The organism is Aquimarina sp. AD1 (assembly GCF_003443695.1).
Lineage (GTDB): Bacteria > Bacteroidota > Bacteroidia > Flavobacteriales > Flavobacteriaceae > Aquimarina > Aquimarina latercula.
The window spans coordinates 1,692,444-1,712,537 of record NZ_CP031966.1; the positions used below are offsets into that span (position 1 = coordinate 1,692,444).

Below are 20,094 nucleotides of genomic sequence, written 5' to 3' on the forward strand. Positions count from 1 at the left end.
ATTTATAAAAAAGATACTATGAAATTAGTCTTTGCTACTAACAACCTAAATAAACTAAAAGAGGTACAAGAGCTTATCCCCTCTCGCATTCAACTACTAAGCCTGTCCGATATCGGTTGTACTGAAGATATTCCGGAAACTTCTCCAACTATTGAAGGCAATGCTATTCAAAAAGTTCAATATATCAAAGAACATTATGGATATGATTGCTTTGCTGATGATACGGGATTACAAGTTGATAGTCTAGATGGTGAACCTGGTGTATATTCTGCTAGGTATGCAGGAAAAGCAAAGGATTCTAATGCTAATATGCTGAAACTTCTAACAAACTTAGAAGAAAAGGAAAATCGAAATGCACAATTTAAAACAGTCATTGCACTTAGCATTAATAATAGGCTACATACGTTTACTGGCATCTGTAAAGGAACCATAACTAAGGAAAAAAGAGGAGATCAAGGTTTTGGATATGATCCGGTTTTTCTACCTAATGGATTTGATGAAACTTTCGCAGAACTATCTCTTGAAGAAAAAAATAATATAAGTCATAGGGCGATAGCCATAAAAAAACTGATTATATTTTTAAATAATTAACCTGCATCTGGAAATGCCAACATATCACCCATTCCAACTGTAAAGAGCCAGTTTCCATAAATAGCATGTTCGATAGAAACTAATGTGGTTGATTTTGTTCTTTGATATGTAAATGCAAATAAAAGTCCTCCTAAAAAAGTAAGCAACTGAACAAGAAAGCTTCTTAAAAAAATATGCGCTAATGAAAAAAGAATTGCATTTAAAAAAATAAATAGCCATTTATTCTTTATCAAATTTTCATATCTATCATAAAAAAATGTTCTATAAATAACCTCCTGTGGCCATACAGATAGAAAGGTATATACAATTAAAATGACACCCCATAACATAGGTTTCTTTATTAAAACCGAAAATAACTTATCGGGAGCAACCCAAAAAACATACAAACTAGTAACCACCACAATAATAGCTAGTTTAACGACCGTTTCTTTCCAAAACGGCTTCCAAAAAGTTTTATCTGGGAATTTTATTTTAAGAAGTTTAGATTTTCTTAAATGAATAAGAATGTATACAAATCCAGCAACAGTTAAACCAACTTTTATAGGAGTTGGATAGGTAAATAAAAAACTAACCGGAAGTAAAACGAATAAAAAGAACAGCTCAATTCCTCTAGTAAAAGTAGGTTGCATCAATATTAATTTTTCACTAATTTCTGGATAAAAAATGAAACAAATCATTTTTTAACAAATAAAAAAAGCCTCTGGGCAAGAGGCTTTTGTTTAGGGAAATCAAATTTTGGGGTCTATTCGATTTACAATTTTGGGGTAATCAAACTTCGGTATTCCAAGAATACCTTAAAACTAATTCATGTTATATCAATCATTAACAACACTTCAAAGATACATGCTATATCAGAAAAAGGCGATAAAGTTATTTTACAAAAATTAAATAATATCGATAAAAAGCATTTTTAATCGATAAAATGCAATATTACTAATTACTACTCACCTTATACTTTGATATGAAACATTTTATCACTGCAAAACACTACAAGGAAGATACATGTAAACTTAAATAATAAAAAAGCCTCCTGAGGTTAGAGGCTTATTAGCATTGGGGGCGAAATAAATTTTGGGGCAAAAAAAGGTACTTAAACATAGAGGTAACATTAAAACTAATTCTATTCAGTAATTACTCTTTTTTTACATTTCAAAAATACTATTAACATTTAACTTTCATAGATAACAATAGATAAACAAACAATAAAACATCGATTAAAAGCAAAAAAATTCGATAAAAACATAGATTATTTAAATCAATAATTAATAGAAAGTAATACGCACAAAAAAGCCTCATTAATGAGGCTTATAATTTGTCAAATTCAATCTTGGGGGAAATTAAATTTGTTGGGGCAAAAAAACGTAAACAAATAATTCCAATTTTTCTCTCTCGTTATATATTCAATTCCTTTATATCTTTTCTTCTGATGATTCAAAAGTACTTTATAAATACTTTTTTTATAAATATCCTTATACAAATATAATATATTTAATCGACAAAAAACAAATATAATCGACAAAAAACACAAAATGTTTTTAAATAGCCGAAAACCAAAGTGTTTTTATAACCAAACAAAAAAATACATTGCATAAATTTTATTAATATCGTAACATTACATCCTTAAAATTTCGAATACAACGTATGGAAAGTCAAAATATCAATCCCACTGGTCCCCAAAGTGAAGAAATTATTGAGAATAGAGAATTAAATATTTGGGAAGCATTAATTCCGATTATTGCCTTAGTAGGAATGTTATTTTACAATGTTTATTTTGCTTTTGGTGATGATGCCTTAAGTGGAAGTAATCAATTTATTTTACTTCTAGGAGCAGCGGTTGCTGCCATCGTTGGTTTTTTTAATAAAGTCTCTTACAAACAGATGATGGAGGAAGTTGCTCGAAATGTTAAATCAACTACTGGTGCTTTGTTAATACTTCTTATGGTGGGTTCGTTAGCAGGAACTTGGTTAATTAGTGGTATTATCCCTACAATGATTTATTATGGTTTACAAATTCTTAATCCTACCATTTTTCTGGCTGCTTGTGTAATTATCTGTGCCATTATTTCTATTGCTACCGGTAGTTCTTGGACTACATCAGCTACTGTGGGTATTGCACTTATAGGAATTGGCGATACCTTAGGTATTTCACTTGGTATGACTGCAGGTGCTGTTATTTCTGGAGCATATTTTGGTGATAAAATGTCTCCATTATCAGATACTACTAATCTAGCTCCTGCAATGGCAGGAGGAGAATTATTTTCGCATATAAAATATATGACCTATACTACAGTACCAACTGTTATAGTTACCCTTATTATATTTATTATTATAGGACTTACATTGGATACTTCTGGAACTCCAGAAATTGGGCAACAATTAGAAGCAATAAAAAGCGCATTTACAATTTCGCCTTGGTTGTTTATTGTACCAATTATTGTTATTGGTCTTATTATAAAAAAGACGCCTCCTTTAATTGCCTTATTAGCTGGTACATTATTAGGAGCTATTGCTGCTATTATTGCCCAACCCGACATCGTTATAAATATCGCTGGATCCGAAAAACTTGATTTCAATTCTGCATATATAGGTGTAATGAAAGCAATGACAGTAGATACAGCTGTTGAGACTTCTAGTAAAGAATTAAATGATCTATTTACAGCCGGTGGAATGTCCGGAATGCTCGGTACCATTTGGCTAATTGTTTGCGCTATGGTTTTTGGCGGTGTTATGGATGCTATTGGTGCTTTAGCCAGAATTAGCAAAGCTTTATTAAGTTTATTTGACTCTGTATTTGGATTATTTGCCAGTACTGTAGCTAGTTGTTTAGCATTAAATCTTACTGCTTCTGACCAATATTTAGCAATTGTAGTACCAGGAAGAATGTATGCCAAAGCATTTAAAGATAAAGGGCTTGCCCCAGAAAATTTGAGTAGAACTTTAGAAGACTCCGGAACAGTGACTTCAGTATTAGTTCCATGGAATACCTGCGGAGCTTATCAAAGTGGTGTTTTAGGTGTTCCTGTCGTAGATTATTTCTTTTTTGCAATCTTCAATTGGCTTAGTCCATTTACAACATTACTTTTTGCTGCTTTCAGAATAAAAATTAAACAATTAGGGGATAAATAACAATATATATCATAATAAAAAAGCGCATTCATTAAAGAGTGCGCTTTTTTAATTTTTCAATTTTTATCAATAATAGGGATCGGCTTTTTATCATTATCAATTGCTACAAATTTAAACAACCCCGAAACTGCTATCTCACGATCATAGTTATACATCTCTTCTTTATAAATATCAACTTTTACCATACAACTAGTTCTACCTACTTCTTGAACCTTAGCTACAAGCTCTATAATAGTGCCCTCTGGAATAGGTTTTTCAAAATCAATTTTCCCTGTAGAAATCGTCACGACTTTTTTCCTACTAAAACGGGTAGCACAAATGAAAGAAACCTCATCCATTAATTGTAACGCAGTTCCACCGAATAAAGTTTCATAATGATTGGTTGTATTAGGAAAAACAGCCTTAAAGATTCTGGTTTCTGATTTTTTGATTAATTCATCAATAGTATTCATACAATAGTTATATAGTTTTTTCTTATCATTTTAATGAATAAAGATACTTGTTATACCTTTATCTTTGTCCTATATTTTTTAAAATTCTAGGATGGAAATTATTGAAAGCCTTCAATGGCGTTATGCAACAAAAAAGTTTGACAATACTCGTAAACTGCCACAAGAGAAAATTGATATACTTACTACAGCTTTTAACCTGACTGCCACTTCTTATGGATTGCAGCCTTTAAAACTAGTAGTTTTAAATGATAAGGAAATCCAAAAAGAACTTACCGCACATTCTTGGAACCAACAACAAGTAGCGGATGCATCCCATATCTTAATTTTTTGTATTGAAAACACAGTAGGTGAAGCATATATCACAAAATATTTTGATAATGTGAAAGCAATAAGAGATACTCCCGAGGAAATATTAAAACCTTTTAAAGAACAACTGATAGATTCTTTTGGAAAAAAAAGTGCGGATGAAATTTCTAATTGGGCAGCAAAACAAGCATATTTAGCTATGGGAAATCTGTTAACCGTATGCGCAACAGAAAAAATAGATGCCTGTCCTATGGAAGGTTTTATTTCTGAAAAATATGACGAAATTCTGAATCTTACTCAATTGGGGTTAACTTCTGTTTTAGTTCTACCTGTTGGATATCGATCTAAAAATGATATGTTTGCTGATTTAAAAAAAGTAAGACGTTCTATTAATGAAACCGTCATTACATTGTAATCAAATACTTGGCAGGATATTTGGTGTCTTAAAAATGTTATATTTTTGTTGCACCTAAAACTTAATAAAAAATGAAAAAAATAGTTCTTTTTTTATCATTAATCGCTACAACGTCTGTATTTGCTCAAAATAGTGAGTTGTACTGGTTAAATGATTTTGAAACTGCTAAAGAAATTTCTAAAGATGCTAAGAAACCAATTCTTATGTATTTTACCGGTAGTGATTGGTGTGCTCCTTGTATTATGCTTGAAGAAGATTTTTTTAGTACCATGAGATTTAAGGAGCTATCAAAAAGATTAATTTTATTAAAAGTAGATATTCCGAGAAGAATGGATGTAATTTCTGAGGAACAATTAAAAGCAAATAAAAAAATACTAGCTAAATATAATAAGGAAGGTGGGTTTCCTAATATAATTGCACTAAATCATAAAGGGAAACTACTTGGTAAACAAGGCTCCTATAGTGCTTCTCTTAGAGATCCTGCTAGATACTTTAGTTTTGTTACCATGATTATTGAGAATTACTAAATAAAAATATAAAACATACACTATATAATCAAAACTCTTTTCGGTATTTTTGCCGAAAAGAGTTTTTAATTTAACACCTCACCTATGCCTGGATTCGAGCTATTTGGAGCTGAAGAAAAAAAAGAAGTTCAAGATGTATTAGACAATGGAGTTTTAATGCGTTATGGTTTTGACGGGAATCGTAATGGACACTATAAAGCTTTAGAACTTGAAAGAGATTTAGCTGCAAAAATGCAAACGAAATATGCTCAAGTAGTATCTAGTGGTACTGCAGCTCTTACAGTGGCTTTAGCCTCTGCTGGTATTGGGTCAGGTGATGAAGTAATCATGCCTACCTTTACTTTTGTAGCTAGTTTTGAAGCAATCCTTTCTGTTGGAGCTACTCCTATCTTGTGTGATATTGATGATACATTAACTTTAAATCCTGAGGCGGTAAAGGCTGCAATTACATCAAAAACTAAGGCGGTTATGCCCGTTCATATGTGTGGTTCTATGGCTGATCTAAAGGCCTTAAAAGTAATCTGCGAAGAGAATAATTTAATCCTTTTAGAAGATGCATGCCAAGCAATTGGAGGTAGTTATGATAGTAAACCATTAGGTAGTTATGGTGATTTAGGATGTTTTTCTTTTGATTATGTAAAAACTGTTACCTGTGGAGAGGGTGGTGGATTGATCACCAATTCTAAAACATACGCTGATAATGCTCATAAATATCAAGATCATGGACATGATCACGTTGGTAATGATCGTGGAGCAGAAACACACCCCTTTTTGGGATACAATTACAGGCTTTCTGAATTGAATGCTGCAGTTGGTATTGCTCAATTAAGAAAATTAGATCAAACTATAGCTATTCAAGAAAAAAATTATTCAATTCTTCGAGAGGCTTTATCAGAGATGCCACAAGTAAGCTTTAGACGAGTTCCCGAGACTGGAATTGAAAGTTATGCTTTTTTAAATATATTCTTACCTTCTGAAGAACTAGCAAGAAAAGGACACAAAACCCTTGGCAGTCATGGTGTAGATGCCTGTTTTTATTGGTTCGATAATAACTGGCACTATTATAAAAAGTGGGAACATCTATTACAGCCTACATCGTTAAATGCGTTATCGCAAGCACAACTAGATGGTTTACAAAGAAATAATCAATCTTTTGATGCTAGTGATGCCTGGATGGGTAGAACAATTTCTTGTTTAATAAAAGTAGGTTGGTCCGAAGCAGAGGTAAAAGAAAGAGCTTCAAAAATGATTGAAGCTCTACAAAGTATATTATAAAAAAGGACTGTTTCCTAGTAGTTCACATATTCTACTATTTCTAATCCGTACCCTATCATTCCAACACGTTTTTGTTGAACAGAGTTAGACACTAATCTAAGTTTATGAATATTTAGGTCGTGTAAGATTTGAGCACCTATACCAAAATCCTTGCTATCCATTGCTATTTTCGGTGCTTTAACGATATCGCTTCCATTCTGCGTTTCATTTAACGCTTTTAATCTGTTTAATAAATTAAACGACTGACTTTCTTGATTAATAAAAACAATTGCACCTTTACCTTCTTTATTAATACGAGTGAACATAGCGTCTAAACGCTTATCAGCATTGTTGGTCAAAGTACCAAGAATATCATTATTAAATAATGTAGAATTGATGCGAGTAAGTACGGGTTCATTATCTGACCAACTTCCTTTTGTTAATGCTATATGAATCTGACTATTAGTAGTCTGCTTATAAGCTCTTAATCTAAAACTCCCAAAACGTGTTACAATATCAAAATCTTCTTTCTTTTCTATTAGCGAATCGTGCTGCATGCGATACGCAACTAAATCCTCAATAGAAACTAACTTAAGATCATACTTTTTAGCAACTTCTACTAATTCTGGAAGTCTTGCCATTGTACCATCCTCATTCATAATCTCTACAATAACACCAGCAGGTTCCAATCCTGCTAATCTTGCAAAATCAATTGCCGCTTCTGTATGTCCTGTTCGTCGTAAAACACCACCTTCTTTTGCTTTTAATGGAAAAATATGTCCAGGTCTTGCTAAATCATAAGATTTAGTGTCCGGGTCAATCAAAGCTTTTACGGTTTTAGCTCGATCACTCGCAGAAATTCCTGTAGTAACACCATTACCTTTAAGATCCACAGAAATTGTAAAAGCAGTTTCCATAGGATCCGTATTATTATCGACCATCATATTTAGTTTGAGGTCTTCACAACGCTGTTCTGTTATTGGAGTACAAATTAACCCTCTCCCATGAGTTGCCATAAAATTGATCATTTCTGGAGTAACTTTTTCCGCTGCTGCAAGAAAATCTCCTTCATTCTCTCTATCTTCATCATCAACCACAATAATCACCTTTCCTTGGCGAATATCCTCTATAGCTTCTTGGATAGTATTCAGTTTTAACTTGTTTTTAGTCTCAGTAACTTGTGACATAGCAATACAATTCTTAATTTAAAAGCAAAGGTACTTTATATAATTATCAAATGGAATAGTATCCACTAATTATCTGATTTTCTTAAGATCTTTATTTAATCTTTTATTATAGAAAAAATATAGTACTGGAAATAATGGAATACCAATAATTAGAAAAATAATCAAGGATGGTTTCTCTATTAACCCTTCAAGTTTTGTATAAAAACTTTTCAGATTAACATATGATTTAACCAAAAAGACTATATACGAGATCACACCTAGACCATTAAAAATTAATAGCATTGTTTTATTGCCACCAGCATCCTTTGAGATCAACATAATTACAATATTTACTATTAACAATAGTAAAAATAATGCAAACACTAACGAAGAATTTTCTTGAAAATTTATTTTATTTTTCTCAACCTCAATAAGAGTATTTTGATCTATCTCTATATCAATTTCTTGATTAATCGATAAACTTTTATTTTTATTCTTTTTATCGGATCTCTTTTCAAAAAAATCTCGAATAGGTTGTACTAACATATCAAAACTCGCTAATCCCCTATCTCTAGTAGCTCTATACGTAAGGAAAATACTAAGTGGAAAAATAATAAACGTAGACAACCAAGATCCAACAAATGGAGGAATCCCTCCTTCTTCTGCCCCGTTCTTAGCAAAGATTCCAATAAAATGATATGTTAGAAACAAGACCACTCCAATAACAATTGGCAACCCTAATCCTCCTTTTCTTATAATTGCACCTAATGGAGCTCCTACAAAAAACAGTAAAATACAAGCTATGCCTAGAGCATACTTATCATGTAATGACATTTCATACTTATTAAGTGCTCTCTTTTTAACATCTAATGTTCTTTTAGCTGTTTGAAGTCTTCTTATGACTCCATCAACGTTAGAAAATGCCAAATTATATATTTGAGACTTTTGCTTGACACTAAATCGATCATTTATTAAATCTATAGTATCCTTTGTTGCTTTTTTTAAGGTATCTATTTTTAGATTCCTATTTAACTCTTTAAAACCGTTTCTTCGATTTACATCATCCTCGGTAGCAATATTCTCTTGATTTACCTGAATAGATAACGTATCTATTTGTTGTCTTAGTCCATTTACATTTAACATATTAAACCCTTTACTATATTGCTGGGCATCCATATCAACATTATCCAAAGACGATAAATCTATATTTAATATATATTGTTTAAAATGTGTTTTAGCGAATGGTAGTTTTTTTCTTTTCTTGGGAGATTTTGGTTGCACCTCTTCATAATAATTCCCATCATTTAAGATAAGTGTAATCAAATCAGAATCAATACTTCCTTGCAATTCACCATCGGTAGCTTTTATTACTGTAAAATTACCAAGTCTTGCACCTTTTTTATGAATGATCACATCTTTTAAAAATTGATCATTATCCCCATATTTTTCTGATACACGTATATTTATATCTCCCAAATCATTAAACTGATTGGGAGTAATCACCATAGCGGGTTTGACTTTTACTATATTTTTACGCAGGTTAACAAACTTACGTTCGGAATTAGGAATTACAGTATTGGAAAATAAAAACGCTCCAATACCCACAAAAAATATAAAAACAGCTAATGTTCTCATAGCTCTCTGCAATGATATCCCAGATGATTTCATTGCGGCAAACTCATAGTTTTCTGCAAAATTACCAAATATCATTATCGATGTAAGAAGAATAGTCAATGGCAATACCATTGGTATTAATCTAGGAGTAGCATATGTTAAAAACTTTATTATTACTGCAAAATCTAAATCCTTTCCCGCTAACTCCGATATAAATAACCAGATTGTTTGCAATAAAAGAATAAACATAATGATAATAAAGAGTGGGAAAAAAGTCTTTAAAAAAGTCGTTAGAATATATCTGTCAAGTATTTTCACCTATTCGTCTATAAAATAAATCCCGAAATCTTCGGGATGTAAATTGTTATTAATATCAGGCTATAAATATATCACTAATCTAAACGATTGATATAATAATTAGCATATTTTGATTCATCAAAAACAAATAATGTTTTTGATAATGGTTGATTTGTTTTAAAACTATTTACTGTAATTGTAATATTAGTCCCATTATTTTGCATCAAAATTAATTTATAAATATGTTTTGTTTGCTTATCTACACCTAATAAAATCTCTTTTAATTCACTATTAGAATCAATAGGGATCAATTTCACAAATTGAATCTTTCTTCCTTGTACATCTTGTACAATATCTAACTTAGAAGTATAACCATCTTCGTAAAAAGTAAGCATTTTAGAAGGTGTTACACTGGATTCATCTTCGGCACTCTGAGAAGAAATATTTATTTCTTCATCCTCAGGAACTATCATATGCAATTTCTTACCATCATACATTTGCTCCGTTCCCATTAAATTTAATAAGTACTTTTCTCCCAAAAGAGTTACATCACCTCTTGTTTCTTGAGAAACATTTTCTGCTGGGTTATTAAGTGCATATTTAAACCCAATAACTATATTATCATAACTCTTTACTTTAGTGGACACCTCATCCAAAAGTTTTTTAGCATCTTGTGCTTGAGTATTTGCTATAAAAAGTGTTACTACTAAAAAAAATATTCTATGTATCATCTATGTATTTCTATTGTATTTAAAAAACTCTTTTATATAATTTAATTACTTTTCAGCGTCTAACAATTGTTTTAAAGCAATTAAATCTGTTACTAAAACTTGCCTCGCTTTGCTCCCTTCAAAAGGGCCAACAATACCAGCTGCTTCTAATTGATCAATTAATCTTCCTGCTCGATTATAACCTAATTTAAGTTTTCTTTGTAATAAAGACGCCGAACCTTGCTGTGCTGTGACAATAACTTCTGCTGCTTCATTAAAAAGTTTATCTCTATCTTTTACATCTATATCAAGACTTGTGCCACTTTCTTCTCCAGAATATTCGGGTAATAAGTGAGCATCTGGATACGCTTTTTGGCTTCCTATGTACTCTGTAATCCTTTCTACTTCTGGCGTATCTACAAAGGCACATTGAATCCTAACCAAGTCATTACCTTGTGTATATAACATATCCCCTCGACCAATTAATTGATCTGCACCACCGGTATCTAAAATAGTACGAGAATCAATTTTGGATGTTACCCTAAAAGCAATTCTTGCAGGAAAATTTGCTTTAATCATACCTGTAATTACATTTACAGAAGGTCTTTGAGTTGCAATAATTAAATGTATCCCAATAGCCCTTGCCAATTGTGCTAATCTAGCAATTGGTGTTTCTACCTCTTTACCTGCGGTCATAATAAGATCCGCAAACTCATCTACTACAAGCACTATATAAGGTAAAAACTTATGTCCATTTTCTGGATTTAATTTCCTAGCCCTAAACTTAGTATTGTACTCCTTAATATTACGTACCATTGCATTTTTAAGTAAATCGTACCGAGCATCCATTTCTATACAAAGAGAATTCAATGTATTAATCACCTTATTATTATCGGTAATAATAGCTTCTTCTGCATCTGGTAGTTTGGCCAAATAATGTCGTTCTATTTTATTGAATAAGGTAAGTTCTACTTTTTTAGGATCTACTAGAACAAACTTAACTTCTGCTGGGTGTTTTTTATACAACAGAGATGTTAAGATAGCATTTAAACCTACTGATTTACCTTGTCCAGTTGCTCCTGCCATTAATAAGTGAGGCATTTTGGCTAAATCAACAACAAACGTCTCATTAGAAATTGTTTTCCCTAAAGATAAAGGAAGCTCCATCTCTGCTCCCTGAAACTTAGAGGATGCGATCGCAGATCTCATAGAAACAATTGTCGATTTTTTATTAGGTACTTCAATACCAATAGTTCCTTTACCCGGAATCGGAGCAATAATCCTTATTCCTAAAGCAGCTAAAGAAAGGGCTATATCATCTTCTAAATTTTTAATTTTAGAAATACGGATACCAGCTTCTGGAACTATTTCATACAGTGTAACTGTAGGACCAACAGTAGCTTTAATCTGAGCAATTTCTATCTTGTAGTTTTTTAATGTTTCTACAATACGATTTTTATTTTCTTCTAACTCACCTTGATCAATCGTTATTCCTCCGTTTTGGATTGAATAATCTTTTAATAACTCAATAGTAGGGAACTTAAAGTTACCTAGTTCTAATTTTGGATCAAACTCACCAAAATCTTTCACCAGTTTAGCACTTAAATTTTCAACTTCCTCTTCTTCCACCACGGTCTCAACCTCCATAGCTATGTCTTCGGGGTTATCCTCTGATTTGATAATTAATTTTTCCGGAATTTCATCAGATTGATTTTTTGGATTACCGAAAAACTCATTTACCGTTGTTTTTGCAGAATTGGTAGCCGTCTTAGTTTCAGTTGATGTTTTAACTTTTTCCAATACAGGCGTATCTAATGATAGTTCTTTAGTATCACCTGCAGATATATTTTCTTTATCTGAAACTATCTCTTTATTTTCTTTTCCTTTGGCCCTAGAACCATTTATTTTTTTAGCAGATTCATAATCCCTTGTAATTTCCGTTTGAGTTTTTCTTAAAGAAGCTGAAATTTTTTCCGGAGTATAACGCAAACGAACAACTATATAAACAATAGCAAAAAAAGCTAGAACTAGTACGGTTCCTATAAAACCAATATAGTCCTGCATCAAATCATTAATTTCGAACCCAATTACTCCTGCAAATAATCCACTTTCTTTTTGCACAAAACCAAAAATCACAGAAATCCATAGCATCACCAAGGTTCCCCAAAACCAAAACCCAGCAAGCTTCTTTTTGTTTAAATCAAAAAACAAATAAACTCCGGATAAAGAAATTAATACTGGAATTATTATCGCAGAAATACCGAACCCTCTAAAAATAAAAAAGTCACTAACTTTTGCTCCAGATATACTTAGCCAGTTTTTAGCAGAAGAAGTCCTATTTGGAAATTGAGATATTTCGCTTTGATCTATTTTCCAATTAAAGAAAAATGATACAAATGCAAAGAATAATGCAATCCCCAAAAAAAACAAGAAACTACCCAAAATAACTTTTTGTTGTCTGGATAAGGTTAGTTTTTCTTTTAAAGGAGTTTTGGTTTTTTTTGAAGTTTTCCTTTTTGTTGTTACCTTTTTTTTTGCCATTTTTTGGATGTGTTATCGCAAAAATACGAATATCTATATTGGAACGTAAAAATGGAAAAAAAATTTTCTAGAATAAATATGGATAGTAAATAATACAACCAATAATAACCGCCGTTATTGCAGCAATAAATACTGCTCCGGCTGCAATATCTTTAATAAATCCAATTTTATTATGAAAATCAGGATGTATAAAATCTGCAATTGCTTCTATGGCTGTATTTACTCCTTCGACACTCATAACAAGACCAATTGCAAAGGTTTGCAATATCCATTCTATTCCTGTGATATTATTATAAAAGCCAAGGGCCGTCATCACAATTGCGATAACAGCCTGTACTTGTATACTTGGTTCTGTTTTTAAGAGTATTAGTGCACCCTTTATCGCATATCCACAACCACGTAATCTACCAACAATAAACGTTGAGAATTTACTCATAGTTAATTTTTATGCTAATATCTTTATAGCTTCAGCATAATTAGGTTCTTGTGCAATTTCTGGCACTTGTTCTGAGTGCACAACAACACCTTCTTGATCAACAACAATTACGGCTCTTGAGTGAAGTCCTTTCATTGGACCATCAACTATTTCTAATCCATAATCTTTTCCAAACTTACCATCTCTAAAATCAGAATGATTAACTACATTTTCTAATCCTTCTGCACCGCAGAATCTAGCTTGCGCGAATGGTAAATCTCGAGAGACACATAGAACTTTAGTATTCGATAAATTACTAGCCTCTTTATTAAATTGTCTAACCGAAGCTGCACAAACTCCAGTATCAATTGACGGGAAAATATTCAAAACAACTCTTGAACCTTTATAATCTGAAAGTTTGGATACGGATAAATCTGTATTTACCAATTCAAAATCCGGAGCTGATTCACCTACTTTAGGTAATTCTCCATTTGTATGTATTGCGTTTCCACCTAGTGTTATTGCTGCCATTTTGTGTGTTTTTGTACCTAAAAATTAGGTAGGTTTATTTTTACTTCAAGTTTACACATAACAGGAGAAATAAAAAAATTTTTAGGGTTTTAAACAGAATAATTGTTTTTATAATAACACAAACCTTTATTCACTATGAGAAAAACCAATATCTTAACGCTATTTGCATTCACACTATTTTCTTTAGTTAATGCTCAAAAGACACCCGAAGAAATAGCACGGGAATGGATCTATGAGAATAAAGCAACTCTCAAAATTGCTATAGATGATAATCTTATGCTTAGAGCTTCTAGAACGAGCTTATCTGGCCACACATTAAGATATCAGCAAACTATCAATAACATTCCAGTTTATGATACTGAGCTAACTATACATGTTTCTAAAAAAAACAAAGTTACCCATGTAGCTGATAATTATGATATAAACGTATCTAAAATAAGTACTACACCAGCTGTTTTTAAAACATCTGCGTTAGATATAGCCAAGGCACATATAGATGCTAAAGGGTACTTTTCGAGAGAAGAATCTAAATTATATGTGTACAACAAAATGGGTAGCACAAAACTAGTTTATGTTAATAAAATTAGAGCAACCACTCCAATTGGGTATTGGGAAGTAATTGTAGATGCGCAAACAGGAGAGGTATTAAAATCACAAAACATAGATATTGAACATAATTTTAAATTTATTAATAAAAAAAACACTACTCTTGATCGTAATGAAGATTATAAAGGCATAGCAAAAAATCTTCAAAATCAGAAGAAAAATGAAACTGCTTCATTTCTTGTCGAAGGATCAGGAATGATATTTGACCCAGACCCTTTATCTGCAACGGGCCAAACTTATGGTGGAAATTATGCTGATAATAATGATGCAACTAACGCACAGTTAGATGCAGCTCGCACATCTGTTGTGCTTAAAGATATTACTCTAACTAATGGCGTATATAGATTAAAAGGACCATATGTAGAAATTGCGGATCTTCAAGCACCTTCTAAAGGGCTATTCACTCAAGCAAATTCAAATTTTAATTTTAACAGAAGTGAAGATGGTTTTGAAGCTGTAAACTGTTATTACCATTTAGATAAAAGTCTGCGTTATATTAATGAAACACTTGGTATTGATTTAGTATCATTATTTAATAACGGAGTTTTAGAATATGACCCTAGTAGCTTTAATGGAGCTGACAATTCCTCATATGGTGGTGGTCAATTAAATTTTGGAGAAGGAGGAGTTGATGACGCAGAGGATGCTGATGTTATTCTTCATGAATTAGGGCACGGATTACACGATTGGATTACTAACGGTTCTTTATCACAAGTAGAAGCTTTAAGCGAAGGATGTGGAGATTATTGGGCGCAGTCATATAAAAGAAGCTTAGGACAATGGCAATCAACCGATGCTTCTTATCATTTTGTTTTTGGATGGGATGGTCATAATCAATTCTGGGGTGGAAGATCAACTAATTATTCTGCTCAATACCCTAATGATCTTATCACTGGTTTTAATCACAATAATGGGCAAATTTGGGCAACTAGTTTGATGAGAATTTTTGATGTTATTGGTAGAGAGAAAACAGATAAGGCTTTTTTAGAAGGACTAGGAATGACAAATAGTTCTACTAATCAAGAAAATGCTGCTATTGCTGTTAGACAAGCAGCAATAGACATGGGATATAGTTGTGCAGATGTTGATGTATTTACAACTGAATTTACAACAACTGGATATACAATGCCCGCAATTGATCTTGTAGTTAATTGTCCACAAGATCAATCCGTCTCTCCAGACGCTGGAAGTTCGTCTTATACAATCCAAGATTATACTCCAATGGCCAATGCTATTAATACAGGATGTAATGCCAGCATTACTCAAGACCCGATAGCAGGCACATTATTACCAGAAGGTGTTCATGCAATAACAATAACAGCAACCGGAAACACTTCTGTCACTTGTACTTTTAATATAACCGTAGATAATAACACACTTGACACAGAAGATTTCATTGAGAAAACTGGTATTACGCTCTACCCGGTTCCTGCTAAAGATAATATTATTTTAGATGGGAAATTTGACAATAAAGAAACGCTTCAAATATATAATCTTGTAGGTCAACAATTAATGGAAATCTCGATCACAGAAAACATAACAAGAATAAACATTTCTAAATTACCTGAAGGAGTCTATTTTGGATCTTTCAAAAACAAAAAGGGAACTTTAAAATTTGTAAAAGATTAACACATATCGGTTATTCTTAAATATAAAAAAAACCACTCATTAATGATGAGTGGTTTTTTTTATATTTAAAAGCAATCTTTTTTAGGAATCAATAGATCCCATAACTCGCTGCATAAAATTATTTAGCGCCTCTTTTTTAGGGGTACCATCCTTAATCATTTTATTAACTTCGATAGCTCCGTACATATTAGAAATCAACTCTCCTATCACATCTAACTCTTCATCTTTTAGAGAAGGAACTTCCGTAAGAGTTTCTAACGTTTCAATCGTTTCTACCACAAAATCCTCATCGTTTTCTTCAATAAAAGAGGTAAGGTGTTTAATTATTGGCAACTTCATCTACTAATTCTTTTAGAATGTCAAACTTATTTGTCTGAACCTGATTTACAAAAACTCCATTTTTAAAAGTGGCAAAGGTAGGAAGGTTATCCACTGTAGCCATCTTTCTAGATTCAGGATTTTTTTCAGCATCCACTATAACAAATGCGGTATCATTTTTTTCTGAAGCTAATTTTTTAAATTTAGGCTTCATAATTCTACAGTTTCCACACCAAGTTGCAGAGTACTGAACTACTACTGTATTGTTATCTTTTATTACCTCAGAAAGGTTATCCGTTGTTAATTCTTGAACCATAATTTATAAAACTATAAAAGAAACTTCTCCAAAACATGGGTTTTGAAGAAGTTTTTAAACTATTATTTCTTAGTGAGAAGCTAAGTAAGAAGCCACTCCATCTCTATTGGCCGACATAGCATCTTTTCCTTCTTCCCAATTTGCAGGACATACTTCGCCATTTTTCTGAACGTGAGCATAAGCATCAATTAATCTCAAAAACTCAGCTACGTTTCTACCAACTGGCATATGGTTAACTCCTTCATGAAAAACAGTACCTTCTTCATCAATAAGGTAAGTAGCTCTATAAGTAACATTGTCACCTTCTACAGTTACTACTCCAGTTTCTTCATTATAAGTTTCGTTAGTAATATCTAAAATTCCTAATGTATTAGAAAGATTACGGTTAGAATCTGCTAATATTGGATACGTAACACCTTCAATTCCTCCATTATCCTTAGAGGTGTTTAACCACGCGAAATGAACTTCTGGAGTGTCACAAGAAGCTCCAATAACTATTGTATTTCTTTTTTCAAATTCAGCAAGTGCTTCTTGAAAAGCATGTAATTCAGTTGGACAAACAAAAGTAAAATCCTTTGGATACCAGAATAATAAAACTTTTTTGTTATTATTTTTAGCCTCTTCCAATACGTTAAGTTTGAAAGTATCTCCCATATCGTTCATTGCATCAACGTTCAAATTCGGGAATTTTTTACCTACAAATGCCATTTTTTGTTTTTTAAAATGTGATTAATTATTTTTTTGAAGTGGCAAATATACATCTCATTACTCAACATATATTAAGAGATAATTTTAATTTTCTATATGTTGATAGTTTTTTCTAATACACATCAATTCCTTCATGTATTTATATAAATTCTTACAAAAAAAGAAAATACCTTACATAAATTACGGATAAATTGTCCTTTTTACACGATGATTTACACTTTGTTAGATCTATTTTTGTATTTTCGCTAAACAAACTTAGCCTAGAGATTTAAAAGTTGAGGAACTTTATTAAACATACTATATTAGCCTTTTTAGTGTTTTCTTCAATAAACACTTTTGCTCAATCTATTCTTGATACTGATAGTATCCAATTATATATTGAAAGGGCCGAAGAATTCTTAGAAGAATATAAATACCAGCAAGCTTTAGAAAAAGCAAATGCAGCTCTTAAAAGTGCCAAATACAACAATGACGATAAAAGCTTAGCTAAAATTTACGATTTAATCGCTCAAATACATGAGTTAAACGAACAAGAAAGTGAAGCTATTACCAATTATATTACTGCACTAACTTATGCTGCTAGTGCTAAAAGTAGCAAACTAAAAGCCAAATTATTAAATAGTTTAGGAACCCTCTATATCAAAAATGATAAAACGAGGCATAAAGGTGTAGAACGTTTTCAACAAAGTCACGATATCGCCAGAGGAATAAAGGATACTGTAAAAATGGTAAAACCTTTATTAAATCTAGCAGAACATTATATAGATAATAATGACTACAAAACTAGTGATAAATACCTAACAAAAGTAAGAGCGATAATTGGTTCTGAATTAAACATAGAAAGTACACAAAAAATTAAGTTAAGTAATTTGCTTGGAAAATACTTCTTACGCGTTAGAAGGTATGAGCGAGCAAGTGAACATGTAGATAACGCTATAAGTTTTGCAGAAGAAGAAATTGATGTTCATAAATCTGATAAGAATCTAAGATTGATATCCACATTTCACGTAAAACTTGCAACAGCTTACCTGACAAAATATAAAATTTTTAAAGCACAAAAAGAATTTGAACTAGCAAACCCTTTTTTAGAAAAGCATTATGAACATCTTTCTAAATCAGAAGATTTAATAAAAGAAATAGAATTACTTAGAGCCATCATAGAGAATGATGTTGATCAGATGCGAGATCAAGTTGAGCAGGCTAATAAAAAAGATGCTAAAAACTATTCTAAAGAAATAAAATGGCATATTATTACAATTCTTGGCGTTGTTCTCATACTAATCTCTCTTGCTTTTTTAATTAGCGCATACAAGAACAATCTGCAAAAGAAAAAGCTAAACAATGACCTTATTGAGAAAAATAAGGAACTAGTAAATGCTAAAGAAACCGCTGAACAAGTTTCTACATTAAAGTCTCAATTTATATCCACAGTAAGTCATGAATTAAGAACTCCTCTTTATGGTGTTATTGGTCTTACTTCATTGTTAATGGAGCATCCTGAAGAGAAAAAGAAAAACGAATATCTTGAATCTCTTAAATTCTCGGGAGACTATTTACTGGCATTAATAAATGATGTTTTACAATTAAGTAAAATAGAAACAAATGAAGTAAAATTAGAGAAAGTTTCTTTTGACATAAGATCTCTAATCGAAGGAATTGTAAATTCATTACACTCCAAACAAAAGCACAATAGTAATACTGTTCATATAGACATTGATAAAAATATCAAAACCACACTTCTTGGAGATTCGGTTAGATTATCACAAATATTAATAAACTTAATTGGTAACGCACTTAAATTCACGAATAATGGAAACATCTGGATTAAAGTAAAAAGTCAAGGTTTAGAAGGTGATATTCATAAACTTCGTTTTATAATAAAAGATGATGGTATAGGAATTCCTAAAAGTAAGCAGGAGACTATTTTTGATAATTTTGCTCAAGTAAAAAATCAAAACCAAGAATACGAAGGAACTGGATTAGGTTTAGCGATTGTAAAAAAATTAATCCATCTGCATAAAAGCGAGATTTTTATTAATAGTGAAGAAGGAGTTGGGTCAGAATTTACATTTGATTTAAGCTACGAAAAAGCTGTTAAAGAACAAAATAACACTTCCCAAACTGGTGAAAGCATTAGCATCGGAACTACTAATTTTAATATCTTAATTGTAGATGATAATAAAATTAATCAAATTGTTACTCAAAACATCTTAAAAAAGAAAGGCTATACCTGTAACTTAGCTAGTAACGGTATGGATGCTATAGAGATGGTAAAAAGTGAAAGTTTTGATTTAATCTTGATGGATATTAATATGCCAGAAATGAATGGACTAGATGCAACAACAGTTATTAGAACTTTTAACTCTCATATTCCTATAATTGCACTTACGGCGGTAGAAGAAGGGGAAATTAGAGACCAAGCATTATCTGTAGGCATGAATGACGTTATCATAAAACCATATGATACGCAACAATTCTTCCAAACTATTATGAAGAATATTTCTAAAGTGAAATACATAAGTTAGATTTCAATTAGTATACATAATTTATTCTGTTAAAGCTTATTCTTATT

The 20,094-nt window shown here is 31.7% G+C and carries 18 protein-coding genes; 7 read left to right on the plus strand and 11 right to left on the minus strand.

Translation table 11 applies throughout. The annotated features are described in order from the left end of the window. Positions 1 to 18 precede the first annotated feature (18 nt). Positions 19 to 591: a non-canonical purine NTP diphosphatase gene (locus D1815_RS07655; protein WP_118386524.1), complete on the plus strand. Its 573-nt coding sequence runs from the start codon at positions 19 to 21 to the stop codon at positions 589 to 591. Here D1815_RS07655 and D1815_RS07660 read toward each other — a convergent pair. Next, positions 588 to 1,268 carry a type II CAAX prenyl endopeptidase Rce1 family protein gene (locus tag D1815_RS07660; protein ID WP_233557438.1) on the minus strand — a complete coding sequence of 227 codons (681 nt, stop codon included), beginning with the start codon at positions 1,266 to 1,268 and terminating at the stop codon, positions 588 to 590. The genes D1815_RS07655 and D1815_RS07660 overlap by 4 nt on opposite strands. A 964-nt stretch (positions 1,269 to 2,232) precedes the next feature. Here D1815_RS07660 and nhaC point away from each other — a divergent pair. Then, complete coding sequence (nhaC, locus tag D1815_RS07665; protein ID WP_027392851.1) at positions 2,233 to 3,717, plus strand: Na+/H+ antiporter NhaC; 1,485 nt, start codon at positions 2,233 to 2,235, stop codon at positions 3,715 to 3,717. Positions 3,718 to 3,773: 56 nt separating this feature from the next. Here nhaC and D1815_RS07670 read toward each other — a convergent pair whose 3' ends face one another. Continuing rightward, positions 3,774 to 4,169, minus strand: a complete 396-nt coding sequence (locus D1815_RS07670; RefSeq protein WP_027392852.1) for an acyl-CoA thioesterase — start codon at positions 4,167 to 4,169, stop codon at positions 3,774 to 3,776. A gap of 91 nt (positions 4,170 to 4,260) precedes the next feature. On the opposite strand from D1815_RS07670, the gene D1815_RS07675 reads away from it, so the two are divergent. The 3 genes from D1815_RS07675 (at position 4,261) to D1815_RS07685 (ending at position 6,692) form a co-directional block, all read left to right on the plus strand. After that, complete coding sequence (locus D1815_RS07675) at positions 4,261 to 4,890, plus strand: NAD(P)H-dependent oxidoreductase (RefSeq protein ID WP_118386525.1); 630 nt, start codon at positions 4,261 to 4,263, stop codon at positions 4,888 to 4,890. A 71-nt stretch (positions 4,891 to 4,961) separates the two neighbouring features. Beyond that, positions 4,962 to 5,417, plus strand: coding sequence for a thioredoxin family protein (locus D1815_RS07680; protein ID WP_233557556.1), 456 nt, complete (start codon positions 4,962 to 4,964; stop codon positions 5,415 to 5,417). An 84-nt stretch (positions 5,418 to 5,501) separates the two neighbouring features. After that, entirely contained in the window at positions 5,502 to 6,692 is a 1,191-nt protein-coding gene (locus D1815_RS07685) for a DegT/DnrJ/EryC1/StrS aminotransferase family protein (protein WP_118386526.1), read from the plus strand. 14 nt (positions 6,693 to 6,706) lie between these two features. On the opposite strand, the gene ribB is transcribed toward D1815_RS07685, so the two are convergent. The 6 genes from ribB to tpx form a co-directional block, all read right to left on the minus strand. After that, positions 6,707 to 7,858 (minus strand): 3,4-dihydroxy-2-butanone-4-phosphate synthase, encoded by a 1,152-nt coding sequence (gene ribB / locus D1815_RS07690; protein WP_118386527.1) that lies wholly within the window; start codon positions 7,856 to 7,858, stop codon positions 6,707 to 6,709. Positions 7,859 to 7,927: 69 nt separating this feature from the next. Continuing rightward, the gene (locus tag D1815_RS07695; protein WP_369899401.1) at positions 7,928 to 9,700 is read right to left on the minus strand and encodes an LptF/LptG family permease; all 1,773 of its coding nucleotides are present in this window, start codon (positions 9,698 to 9,700) and stop codon (positions 7,928 to 7,930) included. Positions 9,701 to 9,843: 143 nt separating this feature from the next. Next, positions 9,844 to 10,479: an outer membrane lipoprotein carrier protein LolA gene (locus D1815_RS07700; protein WP_118386529.1), complete on the minus strand. Its 636-nt coding sequence runs from the start codon at positions 10,477 to 10,479 to the stop codon at positions 9,844 to 9,846. A gap of 45 nt (positions 10,480 to 10,524) precedes the next feature. After that, on the minus strand, positions 10,525 to 12,999 hold the full coding sequence (locus D1815_RS07705; RefSeq protein ID WP_118386530.1) for a DNA translocase FtsK: 2,475 nt from the start codon (positions 12,997 to 12,999) through the stop codon (positions 10,525 to 10,527). Between the two features lie 67 nt (positions 13,000 to 13,066). Then, positions 13,067 to 13,435 carry a diacylglycerol kinase gene (locus D1815_RS07710; RefSeq protein WP_108803083.1) on the minus strand — a complete coding sequence of 123 codons (369 nt, stop codon included), beginning with the start codon at positions 13,433 to 13,435 and terminating at the stop codon, positions 13,067 to 13,069. 9 nt (positions 13,436 to 13,444) lie between these two features. Then, positions 13,445 to 13,945 carry a thiol peroxidase gene (gene tpx, locus D1815_RS07715; protein ID WP_118386531.1) on the minus strand — a complete coding sequence of 167 codons (501 nt, stop codon included), beginning with the start codon at positions 13,943 to 13,945 and terminating at the stop codon, positions 13,445 to 13,447. A gap of 135 nt (positions 13,946 to 14,080) precedes the next feature. On the opposite strand from tpx, the gene D1815_RS07720 reads away from it, so the two are divergent. After that, on the plus strand, positions 14,081 to 16,180 hold the full coding sequence (locus D1815_RS07720) for a T9SS type A sorting domain-containing protein (RefSeq protein ID WP_118386532.1): 2,100 nt from the start codon (positions 14,081 to 14,083) through the stop codon (positions 16,178 to 16,180). Positions 16,181 to 16,261: 81 nt separating this feature from the next. On the opposite strand, the gene D1815_RS07725 is transcribed toward D1815_RS07720, so the two are convergent. From D1815_RS07725 to D1815_RS07735, 3 genes are all read right to left on the minus strand, one after another. Then, positions 16,262 to 16,519, minus strand: coding sequence for a hypothetical protein (locus D1815_RS07725; RefSeq protein ID WP_108803080.1), 258 nt, complete (start codon positions 16,517 to 16,519; stop codon positions 16,262 to 16,264). Beyond that, positions 16,500 to 16,814, minus strand: coding sequence for a co-chaperone YbbN (locus D1815_RS07730; protein ID WP_027392863.1), 315 nt, complete (start codon positions 16,812 to 16,814; stop codon positions 16,500 to 16,502). Before D1815_RS07730 ends, D1815_RS07725 begins: the two co-directional genes overlap by 20 nt. A gap of 69 nt (positions 16,815 to 16,883) precedes the next feature. Continuing rightward, positions 16,884 to 17,522: a peroxiredoxin gene (locus D1815_RS07735; protein ID WP_027392864.1), complete on the minus strand. Its 639-nt coding sequence runs from the start codon at positions 17,520 to 17,522 to the stop codon at positions 16,884 to 16,886. Between the two features lie 275 nt (positions 17,523 to 17,797). Between D1815_RS07735 and D1815_RS07740 the strand changes: the two genes are divergently transcribed. After that, positions 17,798 to 20,047, plus strand: coding sequence for a response regulator (locus D1815_RS07740; protein ID WP_027392865.1), 2,250 nt, complete (start codon positions 17,798 to 17,800; stop codon positions 20,045 to 20,047). Positions 20,048 to 20,094: the final 47 nt, after the last annotated feature.

Coding starts and splice junctions, on each gene's coding strand:
- D1815_RS07725 (WP_108803080.1), bottom strand. CDS start 16,519: ATGAAGTTGCCAATAATTAAACACCTTACCTCTTTTATTGAAGAAAAC.
- D1815_RS07695 (WP_369899401.1), bottom strand. CDS start 9,700: ATGTTTATTCTTTTATTGCAAACAATCTGGTTATTTATATCGGAGTTA.
- D1815_RS07735 (WP_027392864.1), bottom strand. CDS start 17,522: ATGGCATTTGTAGGTAAAAAATTCCCGAATTTGAACGTTGATGCAATG.
- tpx (WP_118386531.1), bottom strand. CDS start 13,945: ATGGCAGCAATAACACTAGGTGGAAACGCAATACATACAAATGGAGAA.
- ribB (WP_118386527.1), bottom strand. CDS start 7,858: ATGTCACAAGTTACTGAGACTAAAAACAAGTTAAAACTGAATACTATC.
- D1815_RS07710 (WP_108803083.1), bottom strand. CDS start 13,435: ATGAGTAAATTCTCAACGTTTATTGTTGGTAGATTACGTGGTTGTGGA.
- D1815_RS07655 (WP_118386524.1), top strand. CDS start 19: ATGAAATTAGTCTTTGCTACTAACAACCTAAATAAACTAAAAGAGGTA.
- D1815_RS07700 (WP_118386529.1), bottom strand. CDS start 10,479: ATGATACATAGAATATTTTTTTTAGTAGTAACACTTTTTATAGCAAAT.
- D1815_RS07670 (WP_027392852.1), bottom strand. CDS start 4,169: ATGAATACTATTGATGAATTAATCAAAAAATCAGAAACCAGAATCTTT.
- D1815_RS07660 (WP_233557438.1), bottom strand. CDS start 1,268: ATGATTTGTTTCATTTTTTATCCAGAAATTAGTGAAAAATTAATATTG.
- nhaC (WP_027392851.1), top strand. CDS start 2,233: ATGGAAAGTCAAAATATCAATCCCACTGGTCCCCAAAGTGAAGAAATT.
- D1815_RS07705 (WP_118386530.1), bottom strand. CDS start 12,999: ATGGCAAAAAAAAAGGTAACAACAAAAAGGAAAACTTCAAAAAAAACC.
- D1815_RS07685 (WP_118386526.1), top strand. CDS start 5,502: ATGCCTGGATTCGAGCTATTTGGAGCTGAAGAAAAAAAAGAAGTTCAA.
- D1815_RS07680 (WP_233557556.1), top strand. CDS start 4,962: ATGAAAAAAATAGTTCTTTTTTTATCATTAATCGCTACAACGTCTGTA.
- D1815_RS07720 (WP_118386532.1), top strand. CDS start 14,081: ATGAGAAAAACCAATATCTTAACGCTATTTGCATTCACACTATTTTCT.
- D1815_RS07730 (WP_027392863.1), bottom strand. CDS start 16,814: ATGGTTCAAGAATTAACAACGGATAACCTTTCTGAGGTAATAAAAGAT.
- D1815_RS07675 (WP_118386525.1), top strand. CDS start 4,261: ATGGAAATTATTGAAAGCCTTCAATGGCGTTATGCAACAAAAAAGTTT.